The organism is Cryobacterium sp. Y62 (genome assembly GCF_002929785.1).
Classification (GTDB): domain Bacteria; phylum Actinomycetota; class Actinomycetes; order Actinomycetales; family Microbacteriaceae; genus Cryobacterium.
In genome coordinates this window covers 103,541-123,772 of sequence record NZ_PJJK01000115.1, presented here as the reverse complement: position 1 = coordinate 123,772, position 20,232 = coordinate 103,541, and the positions used below count along the sequence as shown (strand labels likewise).

General features: G+C 60.2%; 20 protein-coding genes. 13 read left to right on the top strand and 7 right to left on the bottom strand.

Going from position 1 to position 20,232, the window contains the following annotated elements; all coding sequences use genetic code 11:
* Positions 1–90 precede the first annotated feature (90 nt).
* Positions 91–1,944, bottom strand: a complete 1,854-nt coding sequence (locus CXY71_RS14750) for a GAF domain-containing protein (protein ID WP_104136854.1) — start codon at positions 1,942–1,944, stop codon at positions 91–93.
* Between the two features lie 246 nt (positions 1,945–2,190).
* Between CXY71_RS14750 and CXY71_RS14745 the strand changes: the two genes are divergently transcribed.
* The 9 genes from CXY71_RS14745 to CXY71_RS14705 all read left to right on the top strand — a co-directional run bounded on the left by CXY71_RS14745 (position 2,191) and on the right by CXY71_RS14705 (position 13,298).
* The gene (locus CXY71_RS14745) at positions 2,191–3,219 is read left to right on the top strand and encodes a 6-phosphofructokinase (protein WP_104136851.1); all 1,029 of its coding nucleotides are present in this window, start codon (positions 2,191–2,193) and stop codon (positions 3,217–3,219) included.
* Between the two features lie 199 nt (positions 3,220–3,418).
* Entirely contained in the window at positions 3,419–5,611 is a 2,193-nt protein-coding gene (locus CXY71_RS14740; protein ID WP_104136848.1) for a thiamine pyrophosphate-dependent enzyme, read from the top strand.
* Complete coding sequence (locus CXY71_RS14735; protein WP_104136845.1) at positions 5,612–6,919, top strand: dihydrolipoamide acetyltransferase family protein; 1,308 nt, start codon at positions 5,612–5,614, stop codon at positions 6,917–6,919.
* A 242-nt stretch (positions 6,920–7,161) separates the two neighbouring features.
* Positions 7,162–8,217, top strand: a complete 1,056-nt coding sequence (locus tag CXY71_RS14730; RefSeq protein ID WP_104136843.1) for a substrate-binding domain-containing protein — start codon at positions 7,162–7,164, stop codon at positions 8,215–8,217.
* 102 nt (positions 8,218–8,319) lie between these two features.
* A complete protein-coding gene (locus CXY71_RS14725; RefSeq protein ID WP_199184322.1) occupies positions 8,320–9,858 on the top strand; it encodes a sugar ABC transporter ATP-binding protein in 1,539 nt (512 codons plus the stop codon).
* A gap of 48 nt (positions 9,859–9,906) precedes the next feature.
* Complete coding sequence (locus tag CXY71_RS14720) at positions 9,907–10,896, top strand: ABC transporter permease (protein ID WP_199184321.1); 990 nt, start codon at positions 9,907–9,909, stop codon at positions 10,894–10,896.
* Between the two features lie 17 nt (positions 10,897–10,913).
* Entirely contained in the window at positions 10,914–11,981 is a 1,068-nt protein-coding gene (locus CXY71_RS14715; RefSeq protein WP_104136838.1) for an ABC transporter permease, read from the top strand.
* Positions 11,978–12,784 carry a triose-phosphate isomerase family protein gene (locus CXY71_RS14710; RefSeq protein ID WP_104136835.1) on the top strand — a complete coding sequence of 269 codons (807 nt, stop codon included), beginning with the start codon at positions 11,978–11,980 and terminating at the stop codon, positions 12,782–12,784. Before CXY71_RS14715 ends, CXY71_RS14710 begins: the two co-directional genes overlap by 4 nt.
* 40 nt (positions 12,785–12,824) lie before the next feature.
* The gene (locus CXY71_RS14705; protein ID WP_104136832.1) at positions 12,825–13,298 is read left to right on the top strand and encodes a ribose-5-phosphate isomerase; all 474 of its coding nucleotides are present in this window, start codon (positions 12,825–12,827) and stop codon (positions 13,296–13,298) included.
* A gap of 195 nt (positions 13,299–13,493) precedes the next feature.
* On the opposite strand, the gene CXY71_RS14700 is transcribed toward CXY71_RS14705, so the two are convergent.
* The 3 genes from CXY71_RS14700 to CXY71_RS14690 form a co-directional block, all read right to left on the bottom strand.
* On the bottom strand, positions 13,494–14,330 hold the full coding sequence (locus CXY71_RS14700) for an ABC transporter permease (protein ID WP_104136830.1): 837 nt from the start codon (positions 14,328–14,330) through the stop codon (positions 13,494–13,496).
* Positions 14,327–15,229 (bottom strand): ATP-binding cassette domain-containing protein, encoded by a 903-nt coding sequence (locus CXY71_RS14695; protein WP_104136827.1) that lies wholly within the window; start codon positions 15,227–15,229, stop codon positions 14,327–14,329. The genes CXY71_RS14700 and CXY71_RS14695 overlap by 4 nt, the downstream gene beginning before the upstream one ends.
* An 81-nt stretch (positions 15,230–15,310) precedes the next feature.
* On the bottom strand, positions 15,311–16,216 hold the full coding sequence (locus CXY71_RS14690) for a rhodanese-related sulfurtransferase (protein WP_104136825.1): 906 nt from the start codon (positions 16,214–16,216) through the stop codon (positions 15,311–15,313).
* Between the two features lie 80 nt (positions 16,217–16,296).
* Here CXY71_RS14690 and CXY71_RS14685 point away from each other — a divergent pair, with 80 nt between their 5' ends.
* The 3 genes from CXY71_RS14685 (at position 16,297) to CXY71_RS22135 (ending at position 18,003) form a co-directional block, all read left to right on the top strand.
* Positions 16,297–16,821, top strand: a complete 525-nt coding sequence (locus CXY71_RS14685; RefSeq protein WP_233204656.1) for a YbhB/YbcL family Raf kinase inhibitor-like protein — start codon at positions 16,297–16,299, stop codon at positions 16,819–16,821.
* Between the two features lie 146 nt (positions 16,822–16,967).
* Positions 16,968–17,816 carry an alpha/beta hydrolase gene (locus CXY71_RS14680; RefSeq protein ID WP_233204655.1) on the top strand — a complete coding sequence of 283 codons (849 nt, stop codon included), beginning with the start codon at positions 16,968–16,970 and terminating at the stop codon, positions 17,814–17,816.
* A complete protein-coding gene (locus tag CXY71_RS22135; RefSeq protein WP_233204654.1) occupies positions 17,773–18,003 on the top strand; it encodes a hypothetical protein in 231 nt (76 codons plus the stop codon). The genes CXY71_RS14680 and CXY71_RS22135 overlap by 44 nt, the downstream gene beginning before the upstream one ends.
* Here CXY71_RS22135 and CXY71_RS14675 read toward each other — a convergent pair.
* Entirely contained in the window at positions 18,000–18,638 is a 639-nt protein-coding gene (locus CXY71_RS14675; protein WP_104136822.1) for a LysE family translocator, read from the bottom strand. The two genes, CXY71_RS22135 and CXY71_RS14675, sit on opposite strands and share 4 nt — an antisense overlap.
* A 112-nt stretch (positions 18,639–18,750) precedes the next feature.
* On the opposite strand from CXY71_RS14675, the gene CXY71_RS14670 reads away from it, so the two are divergent.
* Complete coding sequence (locus CXY71_RS14670) at positions 18,751–19,308, top strand: thioesterase family protein (RefSeq protein WP_233204653.1); 558 nt, start codon at positions 18,751–18,753, stop codon at positions 19,306–19,308.
* On the opposite strand, the gene CXY71_RS14665 is transcribed toward CXY71_RS14670, so the two are convergent.
* Together CXY71_RS14665 and CXY71_RS14660 are read right to left on the bottom strand one after the other, a co-directional pair.
* A complete protein-coding gene (locus CXY71_RS14665) occupies positions 19,305–19,526 on the bottom strand; it encodes a hypothetical protein (RefSeq protein WP_146071684.1) in 222 nt (73 codons plus the stop codon). The genes CXY71_RS14670 and CXY71_RS14665 overlap by 4 nt on opposite strands.
* Positions 19,527–19,570: 44 nt before the next feature.
* Complete coding sequence (locus tag CXY71_RS14660) at positions 19,571–20,038, bottom strand: hypothetical protein (protein ID WP_104136816.1); 468 nt, start codon at positions 20,036–20,038, stop codon at positions 19,571–19,573.
* Positions 20,039–20,232: the final 194 nt, after the last annotated feature.

The window sequence follows — 20,232 nt, the reverse complement described above, 5'->3', positions numbered from 1 at the left end:
AACCTCCTTGTTTGACTGCCCTCACACTAAGAGAGGTAGCCAGTCGGGGGCTATTAGGAGTTCCCCCTCCGTGCGGAGTAGGGGAATCCTCTATAGGGCGGGGTAGCCGGAGTTCTGCATCGCCGAGCCGTTCATGCTCACCAACATCGTTCGATTGCGAGCTCCAGTCTTTCGCAGCAGAGATCCGACGTGCTTCTCGACGGTCTTGACGGATATCTCGAGTAGGGTCGCGATTTGCTTGTCGGGCAGCCCCTGGGTAACCATTTCGCGCACTTCTCGTTCACGAGCAGTGGGAGTGTCTGTCCCGCCGAGTCCGGCGCGCGAAGTTTCCCTGAGGTGCTCAAGCATGGTGCCGTCAATCAATGCATCGCCCTGAGCTGCGGCCACGATGATGCGCACGATAGCGTCGACATTTGACCCGCGCTTAATATACCCCCGCACACCTGCTTGGGTCGCGAAGCGCATTTGGTCTGCTGTTGGATTGTCTGTCAGCACGACGATGGCGACCTCGGGGTCAAGTGCGCGGACCTTGCCTATCGTGCCGGAAAGGTCGCTCTGGAGCATTTGAAGATCGACCAAGAGTACGTCGGGACGTAAAAGCTCGTAGGCGTCGAGTAGTTGGGCGAGTGTGTTGACCTCGGCGGTTACATTGATGGCGGGCTCATTGAGGTGTAATAGCCGCACGAGGCCGGCACTGACAATTGGCTGGTCATTGGCGATCAGTACTTTCCAACGCGGCTGGACCGCGCCGCCGGGCCCTGGCCCGACATCCGGAATTGTTGCCCGAACCTTTGTACCCCAACCGGGAGTGGTCTCGATGTTCAGCTCTCCACCCAAGTGGCTAACCCGTGAAGCCATCCCATGCAATCCGAGGCAGCCTGAGGGAAGAGAAGAATGGTCACCGTGGGCAGCTTGCAAATCGAAGCCACGGCCGTTATCTTCGATCAGGACAGAGACCTCGTGTGTTCTGTAGATAAGACCGACTCGAACGGTACTTGCCCTAGCGTGCGTGACGACATTACTCAGTGCTTCTTGGACGATTTTGAACGCCTGGTGCGCGATCTCGGGCGGGAGTTCGCGCGGGGTGCCCACAACGACGAGGGCTGTCGCTGCAGCGCTCATTGACTCGACCCAAGTCAGCTCCGTCCCGACTGCCTCTGCCAAAGTGCGCCCGGCGAGGGAAGTTGGACCCAGACCGAGCGCTGTACGCCGTGTCTCGGCCAGCGCATCCAGTGCGATGGCGCGTGCGGTGCCAATGTGCTGCTTGGCCGGTTTGTCGTCTCTAATGTCCTCTTCGGCCTCATCAAGGCTGAGAAGGAGTGATGCCAGGGAACGGCCAACCGTCTCATGCACATCACGCACGGATCTCTCGCGTTCTTCCGCGATTGCAGCCTCACGTTCGCGCTCGGAAGCTCGGCTATGGAGGCGGGAATTAGCCAGCGCGATCGCGGCATGATTGGCGAACAGCTCGGCCAGGCGTGCATCTGCCCCGGTGAACACGCGACCAGGGCTCGCGCTGAAGATTATGCAGCTGCCAATCACCTCGTCGTCCCAGAGAATAGGCACGCCGATAACCGAGCAGTGCCATCGCGGGTCATCGGCGGAGATGTGTCCGGCGCGTACTTGCGAGTATTCGTCCAATATTATGGTGCCTCGTTTACGCACGACTTCACCCGTGAAACCTTCAGAGAGCGGGAATGTCTGGCCCTCCTGGCAGCCGACGCCAACGTCAGCCTTTTTCGTGTAAGTTCCGAGTTTTTCATCTACGAGCGAGATTGACCCCGAATCGCATCCTAGGAGTATCGTGGCGTGGCGCAGGATGCGCTCGAGAAGCGGGGAGAGTTCGAAACGTCCAGCGAGGTCGCGTGCTAGCTCGGTCACGGTGTCGAGCTGCTGCTGGAGGCTATCGAAGGTAGCCGAGTCCACGTCTAGTTTGCTCTGCATCTTTGCTGTTCCATCCGACCGACGTACGCGTTGAGGACGATGAACATCCCTCACGGCCTCGGTGCCGGGAGAACGAGCGTTACGTTATTTTCACATTAGACCATTGATTGTTGTGCTGGTTTACCCTCATCGCTGGGTCGGGGAACTCCTCATGGTTACAACCTCAGCTACGTGGTTACCTGACGTGGTCGCCGCCGCAGAAGGTCGCGACCACGACGGTATCAAGAGAGTAGTGGGTAACGACTGATGGCGCGCATAGGAATTCTGACCAGTGGCGGGGATTGTCCCGGACTCAACGCGGTGATCCGCGCCTGTGTCTTGCGCGGTATTCGGGGGCACAAAGATGAATTCCTCGGGCTCCTCGATGGATGGAGGGGAGTGGTCGAGCAGAACGCCATCGAACTCGACTGGAAAAGCGTGCGTGGCATCGCGAAGCTTGGCGGCACCATTCTTGGTACCTCTCGTACCTCGCCGTTCGACGATGGAGGCACCGTCCAAAAGGTTGTGGCTAGCTTGCGTTCAATGCGACTCGACGCACTTATCGTGATCGGTGGTGAAGGCACCTTGGCGGTGGCCAAAATGCTGAGCGATGAGGGCGTGCGCATTATCGGAGTGCCCAAGACCGTGGACAATGATATTTCAGCAACGGACTACACTTTTGGCTTCGATACGGCCGTTGAGATCGCTACCGAAGCGATCGACCGATTGAAGACTACGGGAGAGTCGCATCATCGTTGCATGATCGCCGAAGTCATGGGCAGGCACGTCGGCTGGATCGCCCTTCACGCGGGGATGGCGACCAGCGCACACGCCATCCTAATTCCCGAACAAAACGCGACGATCGACGAGATCTGCGATTGGGTTGGCAAGCCATTCCAGCGTGGCCGTCCTCCCCTGATCGTGGTGGCGGAGGGATTCGTGCCCGAAGGCATGACGCGCGCGCATTCCGCACGCGGACTCGACGCCTTCTCTCGGCCCCGTCTCGGTGGAATCGGCGAATTTCTCGCCCCCACCATCGAAGAGCGCACCGGAATCGAGACCCGCTCCACCACTCTCGGTCACATCCAGCGCGGTGGTGTACCGAGCGCTTCCGATCGAGTATTAGCTACCAGACTGGGCATGGCTGCAGTCGACGCAGCGCACGACGAAGACTGGGGCCAGATGGTGGCCGTCCGCTCTACCGAGATCGTTCGGGTTGACCTCAGCGAGGCGATCGGCCAGCTCAAGACCGTTCCGCAGAGCCGTTACGACGAGGCCTTAACTCTGTTCGGATAGCGGTGAAGTCGATGACGTAGGGGCTTCCCTACCGTCAGAGATAGGGGGAAGTCCTAATTTCTGTCGCTCACGCCCGCCTATAGCGTTGGTGCAACGGCACCGATCAGGTCGCCGAGTTTCGCAGAGTCCCCATCCTGCGCGTGAACTGCGAATCACCACCTTTCTTCACTATGCAGCGCCGAGAGTAAACGAGGAATCGATGCCCAGTACTAAGAACCTTCAGCCAGCGTCCCCCTGGGTCGAACTCCGGGCCACGCAGAAAGATTGGGATGCGGCCGACCCTGCACTGCTGAAGAGCATGCTCACTCAGATGCACTTGGTTAGGGCGTTCGAGGAGACCGTGCTCGTTCTCGCCGGGCAGAAGCTGATAAATGGTCCAGCGCACTCCAGCATCGGTCAGGAGGGCGGCGCGGTCGGTTCGATCATAGGGTTGACGGCCGCCGACCAGATCAATGGTTCGCACCGCGGCCATCACCAGTTCCTCGCTAAGGCGTTGGGCTTTGTCTCGCCCACTGGCTTCGATCCCACCGCAGAATTCTCTGACGACGTACGCACTGTGTTGCGACGTGGCCTTGCCGAGATCTGCGGATTGGCAGATGGGTACTGCGGTGGTCGAGGCGGTTCCATGCACCTGCAGTGGATCGAGGCGGGAGCGATGGGCACCAATGCGATCGTCGGTGGCGCGGTTCCCTTCGCCGCTGGATTTGCTTGGTCGAGCAAGCACGCGAAGACCGATGCCGTCTCGGTGAGCTATTTCGGCGACGGCGCCATGAACATCGGCTCAGTGTTGGAGTCGCTCAACCTGGCCTCTGCCTGGAAACTGCCGGTCTGCTTCTTTGTGGAAAACAACCGTTACGCCGTGTCGACGACTGTCGAAGAGGCCACCGGCGAGCCCCGGCTGTCGGCCCGCGCGCTTGGGTTCAACATAGCGAGTTGGCGCGTTGACGGAATGGATCCCTTGGCCGTGCATCTCGCTATGGGTGAGGCGCTTCAGCACATGCGCGCCGGTAAAGGCCCGACCATGATCGAAGCCAATGTCTACAGGTACTTTCACCAAAACGGTCCGTTCCCCGGCAGCGCTTTCGGCTACCGGGAGAAAGCCGAAGAGACCGAGTGGCGTGAACGTGACCCCTTGCGGATGGTCGAGTCTCATCTTTTGCGGAGAAATTTGCTGTCTGAGGACGAAATCACCGAGCTTCGTGCAAAAGCCAAGAAAATCATGGCGGACGTCTCGAATAACTTGCTTGAGGCAGATCCTGCCGGTCAGGGAACGCAACGTTTTCGTCCAGAGCTCTGGCCCGATGCAAGCCTGATTGACACCGGAATCCGCGGCGACCTGAGCGAGTTTACCGGGGTCGATTTTAAGGAAGCGAAGGACTTCGCTGGCAAAACAGTCACGAAGAAGTTCGTCGACGTTGTGGCTGCGGTTATGGGTCGTCGGATGGAGAAGGACGACTCGATCGTCGTTATGGGCGAGGACGTGCACAAAATGTCCGGAGGGCCGCGAGGTGCGACCAAGGGGCTGAAAGATGCGTTCCCTGACCGGGTGCTCGGCACGCCGATCAGCGAGGCCGGGTTTACCGGTCTTGCCGGTGGCATGGCCCTCGACGGGCGCTACCGCCCCGTGGTCGAGCTGATGTACGCCGACTTTATCTGGGTTGCAGCGGACCAGATCTTCAACCAAATCGGCAAGGCCAGACATATGTTTGGCGGTAAGCACGACATGCCACTCGTGATGCGGATCAAAATTGGAACGCGTACCGGCTACGGCTCGCAGCATTCGATGGATCCGGCGGGAATAATGAACACGTCAGTGGGCTGGCGAATTGCCGCGCCTTCGACGGCCTTGGACTACATCGGTATGATGAACAGCTCACTTCGTTGCAATGACCCGGTCGCTGTGCTTGAGCACGACTCCGACCTCTACAAGACGTCATTCGACGTGCCGGAGACGGACCTAGACTTCTATATCCCGATTGGCTCGGCCGCGGTTCGGCGCGAAGGCAAGGCCGTCACGATCATCACGTACCTAGCTATGGTGCAGCAGTCGCTCGATGCGGTTGAGGCTACCGGTATCGATGCGGAGGTCATTGACCTGCGGTGGCTTGACGCGGCCAGCATCGACTGGGACACGATCGGCGAGAGCATACGCAAGACAAATAATGTGCTTCTGGTCGAGCAGGGGTCGCACGGGACGTCCTACGGTGCGTGGCTGAGTGATGAGATCCAGCGCCGATTCTTCGACTGGCTGGACTCCCCCATTGCCCGAGTGACCGGCGCTGAATCGTCACCGAGTATCAGTAAGGTGCTCGAAAAAGCTGCGATCGCTGACACTGACACGGTTATCGCCTTGTTGACCGAGCTTTTTGGTGCACGTAAGGGCGTGAAGTAGATGGCTTCGCTCTTGCGCATGCCCGGCATTTCGGCGGATGCCGAAGAGGCCGTCCTCCTCGAATGGTTGATCCAGGAGAGTGGAGAGTTCCACCCTGGCGACGCGTTGGCCACAGTGGAGACCGAGAAAGCGAACGTTGAAATCGAGGCGGACCAGAACGCCGTCCTGTGGCGGACCCTCGCCGAGCCCGGTACTTCTGTTGCCGTCGGCGCGCCGATCGCCGTGCTCATCGCAGTCGGTGAAATCGTCGCTGACGACGCGTCAGTTTTCGTTGCACTCGGATTGTCCGTGCCAGGAGGCCCAGGAGCCACGGTGTCGGCAGCACTGGACCCGCTTCCGGACGCTCCGATTGATCGGGCTGTGTCGGTTGCGACCGTGCCGAAGTCGGTCACCCACGACCGCATCTTCGCCTCGCCCCTCGCGCGCAGGATCGCTCGGGAGAACAACGTCGATGTTGCCGATATCGAGGGCACAGGGCCTGGCCAGCGCATTGTACGAGATGACGTTCACCGTGCTATCAGTGCCCTGGCTGAGCGAGTCATAGCGCCTGACGCAGCAGTTATCACGACACCGCTGACACCCGCGGCGCCGTCCCAGAAGGCTCCGGCCCGAGTCGAAGCGCTCGGCGCGGGATATACCGATATTCCGCATAGCGGGATGCGCCGGGCGGTTGCCCGCTTCTTGACGCAGAGCAAGCGTGATGCCCCGCATTTCTACCTCAATGCGACCTGCCGGGTAGACGCGCTGCTTACGCTGCGGCATCAGCTCAACGCGGATGCCATGGTTCGCGTATCCATCAACGATTTCGTCGTGAAAGCGGTCGCCAAGGCGCTGGCTGAGGTCCCCGAGATGAACGTGATCTGGATGGACGATGCCGTCCGGCGGTACGACTCGGTCGATATCTCCGTGGCAATCGGAAGTGAAAAGGGGCTAGTGACCCCTGTTATTCGATCGGCGGAAAAACTTAGTCTGACCGAGATTTCCAATCAAGTACGTGACTTCGCAGTGCGTGCCAATGAGGGCAGATTGAAGCAGAATGAACTTGAAGGTGGCTCCTTCACCGTTACAAACCTGGGAATGTTTGGCGTAGAGAGTTTCTCGGCCATCATCAATCCGCCACAAGCCGGAATTTTAGCGGTCGGTGCGGTGATTCAACAGCCCGTGGTCGTTGACGGGGAACTCACAGTAGGCAGCACCCTCACGGTGACGATCTCAGTCGACCATCGCCCGGTCGATGGCGTGCTCGCTGCGCGGTGGCTGCAACGGTTTAAAGCGCTCATTGAGAATCCGCTTCTGATCCTCACTTAACCAGGGGAACTCGCCGCGCATCAGATATCCATATTCCAGCACGCCCCGAATGGCATATCGGGGCGTGCTGTATTTAATTAAGGCAGGAAGCGGGCGTGAGTCAGTACGTAGGGAGTTCCCTACCGCTCCATAGGGAAAGTCCCAATTTTGGCTGATCGCGTGCATGCATAACGTTATTTCAGGCACTCAAGAGGCCTCAACGGTCGACTACGGCCACACTCACAGTTCAAAGGAGAACTCGAATGATCACTACGCGTAGGCTAATCACGGGAATGGTGGTCGCGTTCGCTACCGTCGCTATGGCAGCCGGCTGCAGCAGCGTCGGCGACGTGGGAGGGGACTCAGCCAAGCCCGCCGCTGGCAACTCGGAGGGCGCGTTCCGCATCGCGACCGTCTCTAAAGTCGAGGGCATCACCTGGTTCCAGCGAATGAGCGAGGGTGTCACCATGTTCAATGACGACAACTCTGCCACCGTTGAGGCGTGGCAAACGGGACCAGACACGGGGGATTCTGCCAAGCAGGTTGCCATCGTCGAAGACCTCATCGCACAAGGGGTCGACGCCATCATCGTTGTGCCCAACGACCCGCTGGGAATCGCGCCCACCCTGAAGAAGGCCCGTGACCAGGGAATCATTGTCGGCACGACGGAGGCGGCCGCACTCGTCGGCACCGACTCCATTGACTTCGACATCGAAGCATTCGACAATGTGGCCTTCGGTGAGGGATACGCGAAGGGACTGGCAGAAGCGATGGGGGGCGAGGGGGACTATGTCGGCAGCGTTGGCTCATTGACAAGCGAATCCCACATGACTTGGTTCAACTCGGCGGTCGCTTACCTCAAGACGAACTTCCCCGACATGCACCTTGTGGCGGAACAGCCCTACGAGAACGACAACGATGACGCCAAGTCGCGTGCGTCTGCCCAGGAGATAGTAAACGCGTATCCCAATTTGAGGGGGTTCCTCGCAACGACGCCGTCTGGCGGCTCCGGCATGGCGTCCGTGCTCAAGGAGAAGAACATTACAGACATCGCCAACGTAAGCCTGAGCTTGCCGTCTGTTGCCGGGCCGGATCTCGAAGCCGGCTGGATGAGCTACGCCCAGACCTGGGACCCGGCTGGCTGGGGTTACGCCCTCAACGCGGTCGCGCTCGCCATGCTCAACGGCGAGACGGTGGCAACCGGTGACGACCTTGGCTACGACGGCTACAACAGCGTCACCGTCGACGGCCAGCTCATTCTGGGCAACGCCACGATGGAGCTTCGCAAAGGCGACCCGGCAGCTCCATACGCCTTCTAGCCAGACGGCACACGCGTGCGGGGAGGGCTGTCTTCTGGCTCTCCCCGCAACCTATTTCTCTTCCCAATCTCGCATTTCGCGACAGTATTAGGACGGTCGATTATGATCGGTAAGCCCCTACTCACAGCCTCAAACATCTCTATTTCGTTCGGCGGCGTCAAGGCGTTGCGCGGCGTGGATTTCACAATCGGCGAGGGAGAGATTCTCTGCCTCGCCGGCGAGAACGGCTGCGGAAAGTCAACCTTCACGAAGATCATCTCCGGCGTCTACACGCCCGATGCCGGTGAAATTACGATCGGGGACGAGACTGTAGGTAGTTTGACCCCGCGAAGTGCCATCGCTGCAGGCGTGCAGGTGATTTACCAGGACCTTTCACTCTTTGGTCATTTGAGTGTGGCCGAGAACATTGCTGTCAATCGAATGATGCACGACGGCTCTAAGTTCGTGCGGAGCAGGGCGATGCGTGACATCGCTCGCCAACAATTAGAACGTGTCGGCGTCGAACTCGACTTAGACGTTCCCGTATCAACGCTCTCAGTCGCAAACAAGCAAATTGTCGCCATCTGTCGGGCGCTCAGCATGGAGGCGCGTCTCCTCTTTATGGATGAGCCAACCACCGCGCTCACCGGGCGAGAGGTCACTCGGTTGCTGTCAATAATCCTCGAGCTCAAGGCGCGGGGCCTGTCGATCGTTTTCATCAGTCACAAGCTCGACGAAGTATTCAAGATCGCTGACAGCATCACCATTTTCCGCGACGGTCGAAAGGTCGGTGATTTTCAAGCGAACGAGCTCGACGAGCTCAGCCTGAGTCGTCATATGACAGGTCGCGACGTGACGTACACGAGATACCATCGCACTCGCCCCGAGTCGGAACCACTGCTGGAAATCAGTAACCTCAGCCGCAAAGGCAATTATTCGGGCATCGACCTTGCTGTGCGCCCGGGCGATATCGTAGGCCTCACGGGACTGCTCGGCTCAGGCCGCACAGAAATTGCACTGACACTCTTCGGGTTGAACAAGCCGGACGGTGGCGAGATCAAGGTCAACGGCAAGCCGGTTATCCTCAAAGCCCCGTGGGACGCTATGAAACACGGCATAGCCCTTCTGCCCGAGGAGCGGGGAAGCCAAGGCCTCTTCGCGACACAGTCTGTCGAAGCAAACATCTCGGTCACGATGCTTGACCGCATCCTGACTCCAATGAAGATCCTCAATCACAAGACGGAGAAGGCTCTAGCGACACGAGTGGTCAACGAGATGGGCGTCAACAACAAGGACACTTCGCTCGCCGTGGCCAATTTATCGGGTGGCAATCAGCAGAAAGTTGTACTTGGAAAGTGGATCGCCCGCGAACCTCAAATCTTCATCCTTGACAGCCCTACCGTCGGCATCGACATTGGCTCGAAATCGGAAATTTACGACAAGATTCATCGCCTCGCCGAGAGCGGCGTGGGTGTAATTTTTATCTCCGACGAGCCAGAAGAAATTGTGGCGAACTGCAATCGAATCGTCGTCATGCACGACGGCGAGATCCTCGAGAGATTCGACGAGTCACAGGTGCGAGCCGACAACTTCAAGGACGAACTCGTCCAAATCATCAACGATCCCGAATATCGGGTTCACCAGGCCGCGGGTGAGAGGTAACAGCCCATGCAACGACGATCCCTCTTCCGGCGCGCATTCGATCGGCCGATGACTTCCATGGAGAAGTATCTCCTCGCGATCATCTTGGTCTACATCGTGATCGTAGCCGTGAAAAACCCACAGTTTTTCAGCCTCGAGACACTTTTTGACATGATCAGAAACGGGTCGGGAATCATGATCCTCGCTCTAGGGGTGCTAGTGGTTCTCATCTCTGGTGGCATCGATGTGTCGTTCACAGCGATTGCAATCGTGTCGGGATACACCTCAGTACGGCTCATGAAAGTACTTGGATTCGACAACCTATTGTTCGTCATCCTCGTTGCCGTAGTCATCGGGGCGGCGCTCGGCTCGATCAACGCGCTTCTCATCCATTTCTTCCGGCTGCCAACGCTGATTGTTACCCTCGGCACGGCCAGCGCTTTTCATGGGCTCATGGCAATAGTCCTCGGCACGAAGACCTATACGGCGATCGATGTTCCGCAGTCGATGCTCGACTTCGGCTCGACGAGCCTCCTGACGATCAGTGCGGAACGCTCGCAATACTCACTTTCGGTCTTTTTTCTGATCGTGCTCGCTTGCATCGTGCTTACCTGGTTTTTGCTCTACCGAACCATGTTGGGTCGTACGGTATTCGCCATTGGAAGCAATCAAGAGTCGGCATCGCGTATCGGTATCAGCCTCCTCCGAACCAAACTCTTCGTCTATTGCTACTCCGGGTTTCTGTCGGGGCTGATGGGCATCATCTATTTCAGTGGTCTCTCCTACATCAATCCTGTTTCACTCATCGGAACCGAATTGATGATCATCGCTGCAGTCGTGATCGGTGGTGCGAAACTCACTGGCGGGGAGGGCACGATCTTGGGCGCCGTTCTTGGCATCATCATCGTGCAGCTCTTCCAGTCCACCCTGGTCTTCCTCGGATTGGGCGCGTCGTGGAACAACCTCTTCTTTGGAAGCGTGCTCATGGTTAGCCTCGGCGTCATGTACTACCGCCAGCGACAGCTGAACAAGCGGTCCCTTGTCTTCTCGTCGAATTAGTATTGGATAGGAACCCGATGCGCTCACTACGAAACCTGGTCCTCCGCGACAAGGAACTCGCCGTGCTCGTCTTTATGACAGCCTGCGTCATCCTCGTGCTCTACATCACGCTCGGCCAACGGCTCTTCTCACCCACGGGTCTGCAATCGATGTCGGTGCAAGTCAGCGAGTTTGGCTTCTTAGCGCTCGCCATGGCGATCGCTATGCTTACCGGGGGAATCGACCTGTCTGTGGCCGCCGCTGCGAGCCTTGCCGGCATAATGGCAGCTCTCGTTATGTCTGGCCAGATAATCCCCGTGACAGATGAAAACTCAGGAATTTTATTTGCTCTCGGGATCGTTGCCGCTCTCGTTACAGGACTGCTATGCGGCCTTCTTAACGGCTTCCTCATCGCGAAGATCTCTGTGCCGCCGATCCTTGCAACGCTCAGCACGATGATTCTCTTCGCGGGGATTGGAATGGCCATCACGACCGGCCAGAGCGTTCCTGTCCTGGTGCCCTCCTTCGCGCAACTCAGTACCTCGGCAGTCGGCAACATTCCGATTATCTTCATCATGATGGTCGCCGCGTTCCTCATCGTCGCGTTTGTCTTGGGCCGGACCCGGTTGGGCCGCCGCATCTACCTCTTCGGCGAGAATGAGGTTGCGCTGCGGTTCTCAGGGGTAAGAAGTGAACGAGTTATTCTGATGAGTTACGCGCTTATCGGGATTCTCGTGGGAATCGCAGGAATCATTATGACCTCACGTGCGAACTCGATGCGCGTCGGCGTGGGCGATTCCTATCTGCTTCAAGCCATCCTCGTCGTCGTGTTGGCAGGATTCAACCCGTTCGGTGGCAAAGGACGCATTATCAGCCTCGCGGTCGGACTCGTTCTGCTGCAGCTGTTGTCGACAGCGTTCAACGCGCTCATGTTCTCCCCCTACGCCAAGAACTTTGTCTGGGGTGCCATTCTCTTGCTCGTGATGGTGCTCAATCACTACGTGCGTCACTGGCGGCTGCGGCAGCCTCCCGAGAAACCATCGCCACCGGCATCCATTGACGAGGAAGAGTCCCGACCTTCGACAATATTGGTATCGGATCGATGAGCGCCAAAATTCCTCAAGCCCCGTTCATTCTGGGCTCCAGCCTCAAAATGTATATGGGCCATCAGTCGACTTTGGACTGGGTGCGCGGCGTGCGCGACGCCTGCCAAAACCACCCAGCGGTTCGCTCTGGTCTGGCAGAGGTTTTTCTCTTACCCAGCCACCCGGCGATCGTTCCGAGTCGGGATATCCTGGTCGGTTCCGATATCAAATGGGGTGCCCAAGACGTGTTCTGGGAGGACTCGGGCGCATACACCGGAGAGGTGGGGGCCCCGCAGTTGCGTGAAATTGGATGTACCTACATAGAACTTGGGCACGCCGAGCGACGCCGTGTCCTGGGCGAGACGGATGCGATCGTGTCGGCTAAGACGTATGCCACATTTCGCAACGGACTCATCCCCGTTCTTTGCATCGGTGAAGATTCCTTGGTGAACGCCGACGCGGCGTCCCTCGAGTGCATCCGACAGCTCGACGCTTCACTTGAAAAGAGTCGTGAGGCAGGTGCAGTCGGGCCGGTCGTTATCGCGTACGAGCCCATATGGGCTATCGGTGCGGCCGAATCCGCTCATCCCGAATATATACGTGACGTCGTTGGCCGCATTCGTGGCTACCTCACCGCGGATGCGAGCCTGGTGGGAAGTCGGGTGATTTACGGGGGAAGCGCGGGTCCCGGCCTCCTAACCCGCCTCGGCGACGGGGTAGATGGACTCTTCTTGGGCCGATTTGGCCATGACCCCGACGCCTTCGCGTTGATCCTTGACGAGGCATGGGAGTTCAGTCAAACGCTTGCCAACCAGGTGTCCTAACCGCTCGTATCGGTACTGTACAGAGAAAAGAGATCCAGGGATGACGCTAAAACCATTACGAATCGTGATCGGCAGCGATGACGCCGGACATCAGTACAAAGAGGTCCTCAAAATGGACCTTTCGGCCAATAATCTAGTGAGTTCGCTGATTGACGTCGGCGTCGATGATGATGGCCACACCGGGTACCCCACGGTTGCAGTTGCGGCAGCAGAGATTGTTGCACGTGGTGAAGCTGACCGCGCTCTGCTGTTCTGTGGAACTGGAATCGGCGTAGCAATTGCAGCGAACAAGGTCGTTGGCATTCGTGCAGCGTCTGCCCACGACAGTTTTTCGGTCGAGCGCCTTGTACTGAGTAACAACGCACAGGTGCTGACCATGGGACAGCGGGTGATTGGTATCGAACTTGCTCGACGCCTCGTTCGAGAATGGCTCACCTATCGATTTGATGAGAATTCGGCATCACAGAAGAAAGTGCAACTCATCGATCAGTACGAAGAGACAGGATCTTGCTGATCCAGGGGTTAACGCCGACGTCGATGACCCGAGAGAGGTGGTTTTGTGGCAGCCACTCTGCCAATGATGGCGGTACCAACATCACAGGCGCCGGCTCGAACGTTCGAAACCTCTTATTCACACCGGCACCAGCCCCAACCCCAGGCCCGGGAAATCCTCCAGCGTTTTAAGCTTTGCTACTACTGACTCACGCTCCTAGGTCACGTCCTTCCTCCAGCTCACCGCGTACCCGATGACTGTGGCCACGATCGCGTAGCCGAGCAGCACGAGGCCGCCCTGCCACCAGTCCAGGGGCGCGGCGCCGGCCGGGGTCATGAGGTTGAAGATGCTCGCGCCGACGAGGGCATCGGAGGCGGCACCGGGCAGAAAGTTGCCGATCTTCGCGGTGACCTCTAGAAAAGAGGCCGCGAGCCGCAGCAACGGTTCGACGAACTGAGTGAAGGCGAGCACGATCACGATCGAGGCGACCTGGCTCGGCACGAGCACGCCGAGGCCGACGCCGATCGCCGCCCACAGGGCCATGGCGAGCACCGAACGAGCAACCAGCAACCAGGTTTCCGGATCGAGGAGCAGCGCATCCACACCGAAAGCGCTCATGATGCCGCCGCCGATGCCAACGGATGCCGCCAGCGCGATGAGTCCGAATGCCGCGCCGACCAGGAGGAGTGTGACCGTCTTGGCGCCGAGCACGACCCCGCGGCGCGGTGTCGCTAGAAACGTCGGGGTCAGCGTCTGGTGGCGAAACTCGCCGGTGGTCGCGAGGGCACCGATCAGCACCGGAAAGACATAACCGATCGAGGAGGCGAAGCTATAGATGATGGGTGGGAGGCTCCCGAAACCGCTCAGCTCGCCGCCGCCGGTATTCACCGTATCGGGGCTGATCACACCGGTCTGAAGCCCGGAAAACAACACCGCGAGGCCGCCGGCCAGCAGGCCGATGTATCCAAACAGCACGAGGGCGAGAATCCACCACAGGCGGGTGGTGAAAATCTTGGCGAACTCGGCGGCAATGGAACGCAGGAACGAAGTCATAGTGAGTGGCCTCCACCGACGAGGGTGAGAAACGAGTCTTCCAGGCCGGCTTTCTGCCGATGCAGCACGCTGAGTTCGACCCCGGCTTCGAAGGCGAGGTGGCCGAGAAGCGCCGGGTCGCTCGTTGCGGCGAGCAGACCGGTACGGCCGATCGAGAAGGAGATGCCGGCCGTCGTCAGGGCGGCGGCTAGGGCGTCGCGGTTGGGTGAATCCACGATCGTCTGGGCGGCGGCATCCGTGTCGAGGCTGGAGAGCGGGCCGAGGTGAATCAGCTCGCCGCGGGCGATGATCACGACGTCGTCGACGCTCTGCTGCACCTCGGAAAGCAAGTGCGAACTAACCAAAACGGTGCGTCCTTCGGCGGCCATGTCGCGGAGAAACCCTCGTATCCAGCGGATGCCCTCGGGGTCCAGCCCGTTGATCGGCTCGTCCAGCACAAGCACACCCGGGTCGCCGAGCAGGGCATAGGCCAGGCCGAGGCGCTGGCGCATGCCGAGCGAGTAGCCGCCGACGCGCTGCGCGGCATGGGCGGCAAGGCCCACCTGGGTGAGCACCTCCAGCACCCGGGTACGCGGCAGTCCGGCGGCGATCGCGTAGACGCCGAGGTGGTCGCGGGCGCTGCGGCCCGGGTGAAAAGTCGCCGCTTCGAGGGCTGCGCCGACCGTTTGAAGCGGATGCGGCAGGTCGCGATAGCGCACGCCGCCGAAGGTGGCCGTTCCGCTACTCGCGGCGACCAGCCCGAGCAGAATACGCAGGGAAGTGGTCTTTCCCGCGCCGTTCGGCCCGAGAAAACCGGTGACCCGGCCGGGTTTGACCGTGAAGGACAGATCGTTGACCGCGGTGACACCGCCAAAGCGTTTGCTGATGTTCGTGAACTCGATGAGCGCGCCGGTTGGCATCCGACTCCCCTCTGTGCTGCTTCAAGATATAGTGCTCCCAGCCTATTGCCCGCTTGGTCGTTTTAGGCTGCCGACCGGGGTTTATTTGGTGAGGGCGTGCTCTGCGCAGGTCGGCGCAGCTAGGGTGACGCAGTGGGTACAGACCACCAGCTGCTCCCGGCAGGAGGCATCGCGACAGTTGAGCATGTTTGTGGTCGGTGCCGCGCAGACCTGACAACTACCCAGTACGGCAGTCTCCGGAGCGAAGTCGATGGACATCCGCTGATCGAAGACATAGAGCGAACCCGACCACAACCCATCGTTGCCGAAAGCCTCGCCGTAGCGCACGATGCCGCCGTCAAGCTGATATACCTCGCCGAATCCGCGCGATTTCATGAGGCCGCTCAACACCTCACAACGGATACCGCCGGTGCAGTAGGTCACGACTGGCTTGCCCTTGAGGTGGTCGTACTTGCCGCTGTCGAGCTCGGCCACGAACTCGCGGGTGTTGGCCACATCCGGCACGACCGCATCGCGAAAATGACCGATCTCGGCCTCGAAGCGATTGCGACCATCGAAGAAGACGACGTCGTCGCCGCGCTCGGCGACGAGCGCGTTGAGCTCGGCCGGCTGCAGCTTGGTGCCGCCGCCGACGACCCCGCCGGCGTCGACGCGCAGCTCGCCGGGGGCGCCGAAGCTCACGATTTCGTCGCGCACCTTGACCACGAGCCTGGGAAAGTCGAGGCTCTGGCCGTTCTGGTCGAGGCCGGTGCCCTCGCTGAACTTGAAGTCGATGTTTTTGAATGCGGGGTAGTCGCGGGTTTTGCGAATGTACTTCTTGATCGCGGGCAGATCGCCGCCGACCGTGCCGTTCAGGCCGTCTTTGGAGACCAGGATGCGCCCGCGCAGGCCGAGCCCGGCGCACAGGTCGCGCTGCCAGAGCCGCACCGCATCGGGATCGGCCAGGGGCGTGAAGATGTAATAGAGAAGAATCTTCGCAATGGCCATAAGCCCATTTTAGAAGAGCGCGCGTAGGCTAGCCGCACTGTCTGTACTGCAACAGAGCCACCGTATCAAGGAGACCAGCTGTGACCCAGGATCCGCTCGCCCGCTTCGGCGCGGTGCCCCAGTTCGTTCTGACCAGCACCGATATGACCGACGGCGGCCCGCTGCGGGCGGCTCAGTACGGCGCCGGCGCCGGGGGAGCGGATGTTTCCCCCCAGCTGTCTTGGACCGGTTTCCCGCCAGAGACCGAGAGTTTCGCCCTGACCGTGTACGACCCCGATGCTCCGACCGGCTCCGGATTTTGGCACTGGGCCGTCGCGAATCTTCCGGTAACCGTGACCGAGCTTTCTGCCGGAGTTCACGCCCTTCCGGCTGGCTCGCTCGTGCTGCCCAACGAACAGCGACTGACCTCGTTCTCCGGTGCCGGTCCGCCACCGGGAACGGGTACCCATCGCTACCAATTCATCGTGCACGCCGTCGACGTGCCGTTGCTGAACCTCGATGCCCAGTCAACGCCAGCCGTTCTCGGTTTCAACCTGCACTTTCATACACTCGCGCGTGCGGTGCTGGAGGCGACCGGGGTCGCGGGCGGGGCATCCGCTGCCTGAGTGATCTGAAACAGGGAGTTACCCCCAAATGGGGAAACTCCCGGCGGGGATTCGAGGGAGTCGACATAACCTCAATTAGTGAGTCATATAAGTTCTGTGTTCGACATTGTTCGTCCCACTGCCCCGCAGCACACACCTCGACTTCGGTGGGCAGTGCCCGCCCTGGCCGCTCGGCACCGGCCTGGCTGCACGGCATTCGTCTGCACGCCGACGGGGTGACCGTTGACCGGTCTGCGCATCGGGAGACAGGCATCCGTCGGCTGCCGGTCTGGGCGTGGCGTGCCCTCATGCTGCGTCGAGCGACGCCGGTGCACAAGTTCAACCTGCACCCGATCAACTCCGTGGAGTATGACCTCGATATTGATTACATCGGCGACGGGCAGAAGATTCACCGGCTCGACGTCATCGTGCCCAAGCGCACGGACGTCATTGCACAGCCTCTGCCGGTCTACGTGTATTTTCACGGCGGCGGCTGGACCTCGGGCGACAAGGATCCGCTGACCAAGTACTGTGCGAGCCAGGCCGCCGAGGGCATGATCGTCATCAACGCCAACTATCGCATGGCGACCCGGTTTCAGCTGGGCCATATGATGCAGGACGGCAACGCGGTGCTCGACTGGGTCGCCCGCAACGTCGCGGCCTACGGCGGCGATCCGACGCGCATCGTGCTCGGCGGCGACTCTGCCGGTGGTCACATCGCCGCGCTGATCACGGCCGCCGCCTATGCGCCCGAACTCGCCGCGCATTACGGCATTCGTCCCCGGATCGCCGCCCGCCATCTGCGCGGTCTGGTGCAGCATTGCAGACTTTTCGGTGCTGTTCGACCGCGGTTTCGTGTTGAGCCTCAACTTTGTGCGGATGCTGCTGCCCGAGCGAGGACGAGGGCTGCACCTGCGCACCGCCGCACGGTTCATGTCGCCAATCGAATGGCTGGACCGGGGCTTTCCACCGGTGTTCGTCACGACGTCCGAGCGCGACTATTTCTACCGCGCTAACCTCAACTTCATCGAGGCGCTGCGCGCGCGCAAGATCTGGGTCGACACCCTCATTTATAGTCGGCGCAGCGTCAACACCAAGCACACCTGGCAGCAGGATGATTCGCACCCAGAGTCACAGGAGGTCTACCGCCGCCTCGGCGCCTTCGTGCGTGCGGTCGCACCGCGTGCTGTGGCCGCGGTTTAGGACCGTGCGCCGGTCGCGGCGAGCACCCCGCCGAGGCCGATCATCATCACGCCGCCGGCAGAGGACAGGTTCTCGACGCGCTTCGGTGATTTCGCGAACCAGACCCGCGCCGTGCCGGCCGCGAGGGCCCAGGTGCTGTCACCGAGCAGAGCAAGCACCACGAACGCCAGCCCAAGCACTGCGAGCTGCAGCGGCACATCGCCAGCCCGGTAGTTGACGAACTGCGGCAGTACCGCGATAAAGAATACGAGTGACTTCGGATTGCTCAACCCCACCACGAACCCCTCGCGCACGAGGCGCCACTTGGTTTTACGCGCCACGCGGGCCTCGCTCATCCTGGCCGCCTTATGTCGGTTTCGAATAGCCTGCACGCCGAGATAGATGACGTATGCGGCACCGGCGAACTTCACGATCGTGAAGAGCAGCACGGACTGGGTCACGATCGCGCCGAGTCCGAGCGACACCGCGATGATTACCGGAACCAGTCCGAGAGCGTTGCCGAGAACGCTGAGAAAGCCGCCGAGGCGTCCGAGCGCGAGCGAGCGCCCGATCACGAACAGCACGGTCGGGCCAGGAATGACGATGAGCGCGATCGACGCGAGGGCGAAGGTCAGGAGGGTGGGCAGGGAAACCATGTTTGAGCATATCGTGCAGGCAAGCCGGTCTGGGGGGGGGATGGCTGCTGGCGCTCACCCACAACGGATTGCTCGCCGCAGCCGCGGCGTCGCTAGCATCGTGATCGTGCATATGTTCTTCAGAACCCTCCTCCATGCCTTGCTGTCGCAGTTCGGCCCCCGGCTCGGTCACTTCGACGTGGCGCGCACCAACTTCGTGACGCTCCCGACGGACCAGGATATTTTGCGGCACATGAACAACGGCGTCTACCTGTCGATCATGGATGTGGCCCGCTTCGACATGCTGCACCGTACCGGCGTCTGGGCCATCTTCAAGGAGCGCGGCTGGTATCCCGTCGTCGTGTCGGAGACGATCAGTTTTCGCAAGTCGCTCAAGCTCGGCCAAAAGTTCACGGTTGAGTCGCGCATCATCGGGTTCGATGAGAAAGCCGTGTACGTCGAGCAGCGCTTCGTGCGACCGGATGCCGACGGCACTCTCGAAATCTATGCTCACGGCTACATCCGCGGTCGCTTTCTCAAGCGCACCGGTGGAGTCGTCACGATCGATGAGCTGCTGGCGGCGATCGGGGTCGCTCCCGACAACGTGACGGTGCCCGACTGGCTGCTGGAGTGGGCAGCCACCGCGGCGGTTCCGCCCACGCGCTCTCCCGCCCCCAGCATCTGGAACTAATCGCGCGGATACGGTGACGTCGGGTATGCGACGTCAAACGGGATGAACCAGTTCTCGAAGGACATCGGGCACATGCCCGGAGGACCGAGTTCAGGGTCATCTTCGATTCCGTCGAGTGACTCATCAAAAAGAAACTCATGATCGAGATCCTCGAAGAGAAGGCCTTCGAGGCGCGACCGCCACGATTCCCCGAGTTCAACCTCGTAGGCCTCCGACAAGATTTCCGCTTGGTCCAGTAGGCAGCGGAGCGCCAACTCATGCGCTACCGAAGCCGGAGCCCCAAGTCTGTCGAAATGCCAGCCGTGACATCGACGGCCGCAACGAGGAATTTTTGATCAAATCTCCAGTCGTAGTGTTGCGCAAATCGACGAGGCAGTGTGCTGAGCACCACGGACTGCTCAACGTCGAACTCGTCCTCGCTCTCCGGGGCGCCGAAAAGCTCGAACAGACCTCGCGCCTTGGCCGAGTCCTTGATCAGCTGGCCTATGAAGCTGGATTGATCCGACGCTCCAGTCGACAAATCCACCCGTTCATGCAACCTCCGAAAGTGCTCGGGAGTGAAGGCGCCGACCGTTGATGAGGTGAGCTCAATGCCAGGAGTAGCGTTGATGGGACCCGAAACGTCGAAAAGGACCGTGAGCGCACTCTCCGGTCCAGTTCGCACAAATTCCAGTTCGTCCTCGACGTCCATCGGATCGGAATAGGTGCGCGACTCTACGTCCGCGACCACGGCGGCCTCCAACGTTCGGGCGTCTGTGACCTGGGGTCTAGATCTATTCGGAGGAAGGCATGGTTGGCGTCGGGGGAATCCATGCTCGCAACGCTAGGGCGACTTGACTGCGGGGTGCTTGGTCTTTCCATGAAAATCAACCTATTCGGCTCACGTGCGCCAAGGGGGTTCCGGGCTGGGCGTATTGGCCCGGT